The 2,805-nt window shown below is 65.9% G+C and carries 3 protein-coding genes; all 3 read left to right on the forward strand.

Features of this window, described 5'->3' with window-relative positions; translation table 11 throughout:
- The first annotated feature begins 82 nt into the window (after positions 1–82).
- Positions 83–898, forward strand: coding sequence for an N-formylglutamate deformylase (hutG, locus tag EOA60_RS27145; protein ID WP_095783201.1), 816 nt, complete (start codon positions 83–85; stop codon positions 896–898).
- 37 nt (positions 899–935) lie between these two features.
- Positions 936–2,606: a urocanate hydratase gene (hutU, locus tag EOA60_RS27150; RefSeq protein ID WP_095824770.1), complete on the forward strand. Its 1,671-nt coding sequence runs from the start codon at positions 936–938 to the stop codon at positions 2,604–2,606.
- Between the two features lie 4 nt (positions 2,607–2,610).
- The coding region (locus EOA60_RS27155; protein WP_206628265.1) for a HutD family protein at positions 2,611–2,805 on the forward strand (195 nt) is incomplete at its 3' end.

Below are 2,805 nucleotides of genomic sequence, written 5' to 3' on the forward strand. Positions count from 1 at the left end.
TATCTGATCTCCCCCCTCGTGGGGGAGATGTCCGGCAGGACAGAGGGGGGCGCCGTAGAGCTCCAACCCGTGGAGAGCTCCAATGACCACGCCCTGGCTCACCATCACACGCGGTACGGCGCCGCTGCTGGTCTCGATCCCGCACACCGGCATAGATCTTGCGGGCCTCGACAGCCGGTTGGTGTCGCCGTGGCTCGGCCGCCGCGACTGCGACTGGTGGATCGACAAGCTGTACGACTTCGCGAACGATCTTGGCGCCACGGTCGTCCACACCGCCATCTCGCGCACCGTCATCGACGTCAACCGCGACCCCTCCGGCGTCTCGCTTTATCCTGGACAGGCGACGACCACGCTCTGCCCCACCGACACGTTTGATGGCGACCCGCTCTACCGCATGGGCGAGGAGCCGACGCCGTCCGAGATCGACCGGCGCCGCGAGACTTACTTCGCGCCTTACCATGCCGCACTGCAGGCTGAGATCGACCGGCTGCGCGGCATGCATGAGAAGATCGTGCTGTATGATTGCCATTCGATCCGCTCGGTGCTGCCGCGCCTGTTCGAAGGCACGCTGCCGGTGTTCAATCTCGGCACCAATGACGGCAAGAGCACCGAACCATCGCTGCAGGAAAAGGTAGCCGCCATCCTCGCGGCGAGCAGCCAGTCCTGGGTGGTCAATGGGCGCTTCAAGGGCGGTTGGATCACCAGAAGTTTCGGCCGGCCGCAGAGCGGCGTCCATGCGCTGCAGATGGAGCTCTCGAACCGCGGCTATATGCGCGAGCCGTCGGAAAAGGGCGCGCCAGACAACTGGCCGGTGCCTTACGACCCAACCTACGCGGCGCCGATCCGCGCCACGCTGAAAACCATTCTCGAAACCGCGATTGCCTGGGCCGCGCGCTGACGCTCCCGCCGCACCTGATCGAAAGGGAACTGCCGACATGACCGACCCTCGCCACAACATCCGTGAAGTCCGCGCGCCGCGCGGCGACAAGCTCAACGCCCGCTATTGGACGACCGAGGCGCCGCTGCGCATGCTGATGAACAATCTCGATCCGGAGGTCGCCGAGAACCCGAACGAGCTCGTGGTCTATGGCGGCATCGGCCGGGCGGCGCGCACCTGGAACGATTTCGACCGCATCGCCGCGTCACTGAAGACGCTCGGCGAGGACGAGACGCTCTTGGTGCAGTCGGGCAAGCCGGTCGGCGTCTTCCGCACCCACAAGGACGCGCCGCGCGTCTTGATCGCCAATTCCAACATCGTGCCGCACTGGGCGACCTGGGAAAAATTCAACGAGCTCGATAGGAAGGGCCTGATGATGTACGGCCAGATGACGGCCGGTTCCTGGATCTATATCGGCACGCAAGGCATCGTTCAGGGCACCTACGAGACCTTCGTCGAGGCCGGCCGCCAGCACTATGGCGGCAATCTCAATGGCAAGTGGATCCTGACCGCCGGCCTCGGCGGCATGGGCGGCGCCCAGCCTCTGGCCGCCGTCATGGCCGGCGCCTCCTGCCTCGCCATCGAATGCAATCCGGACTCGATCGACTTCCGCTTGCGCACTCGCTACCTCGACGAGAAGGCCGAAACGCTCGACGAGGCGATGGAAATGATCGAGCGCTGGATCAAGGCCGGCGAGGCGAAGTCCGTCGGCCTGCTCGGCAATGCCGCCGAGATCGTGCCGGAGATGTTCAGGCGTGGGATCCGCCCCGATATCCTCACCGACCAGACCTCGGCGCATGACCCGATCAACGGCTATCTGCCCAAGGGCTGGACCATGGCCGAATGGCGCGAGAAGCGCGTCAGCGATCCGAAGGCGGTGGAGAAGGCGGCGCGCGCGTCGATGCGCGAGCATGTCGAGGCGATGGTGGCGTTCTGGAACGCCGGCGTGCCGACGCTCGACTACGGTAACAACATCCGCCAGGTCGCCAAGGACGAGGGTTTCGAAAATGCCTTCGCCTTCCCCGGCTTCGTGCCGGCTTACATCCGTCCGCTGTTCTGTCGCGGCATCGGCCCGTTTCGCTGGGCTGCGCTCTCGGGCGATCCGGAAGATATCTACAAGACGGACGCCAAGGTGCGCGAACTCACCCCCGGCAACACGCATCTGCACAATTGGCTCGACATGGCGCGCGAGCGCATCTCCTTCCAGGGCCTGCCGGCGCGCATCTGCTGGGTCGGGCTTGGCGACCGCCACCGATTGGGACTCGCCTTCAACGAAATGGTGGCCAAGGGCGAGATCAAGGCGCCGGTCGTCATCGGCCGCGACCATCTCGATTCCGGCTCGGTCGCCTCGCCGAACCGCGAGACCGAGGCGATGAAGGATGGCTCCGACGCCATTTCCGACTGGCCGCTGCTCAACGCGCTGCTCAACACCGCGTCCGGCGCCACCTGGGTCTCGCTGCATCACGGCGGCGGCGTCGGCATGGGCTTCTCGCAGCATGCCGGCATGGTGATCGTCGCCGACGGAACGCCTGACGCGGCCAGGCGCCTGGAGCGCGTGCTGTGGAACGACCCCGCGACCGGCGTCATGCGTCACGCCGATGCCGGTTACGACATCGCCATCGAGTGCGCGAAGGAGCACCAGCTCAACCTGCCGGGCATACTGGGTTGAACCGATGCGCATCCTTCGTACCGCCGGCTATCGCGTCATGCCGTGGAAGAACGGCGGCGGCACGACCACCGAGATCGCCGTCTCGCCTGATGGCGCCGGTCTCGAGGATTTCGACTGGCGCATCTCCATGGCGCGCGTCGAGACCAGCGGGCCATTCTCCAGCTTCGCCGGGGTCGACCGCACGCTGTCGGTGCTGGAA

Origin of the sequence: Mesorhizobium sp. M1A.F.Ca.IN.020.06.1.1, assembly GCF_004023265.1 — a bacterium.
Taxonomy (GTDB): domain Bacteria; phylum Pseudomonadota; class Alphaproteobacteria; order Rhizobiales; family Rhizobiaceae; genus Mesorhizobium.

Bases quoted from the DNA above. Each gene is read 5' to 3' on its own strand.
- hutG (WP_095783201.1), top strand. From the start codon at position 83: ATGACCACGCCCTGGCTCACCATCACACGCGGTACGGCGCCGCTGCTG.
- hutU (WP_095824770.1), top strand. From the start codon at position 936: ATGACCGACCCTCGCCACAACATCCGTGAAGTCCGCGCGCCGCGCGGC.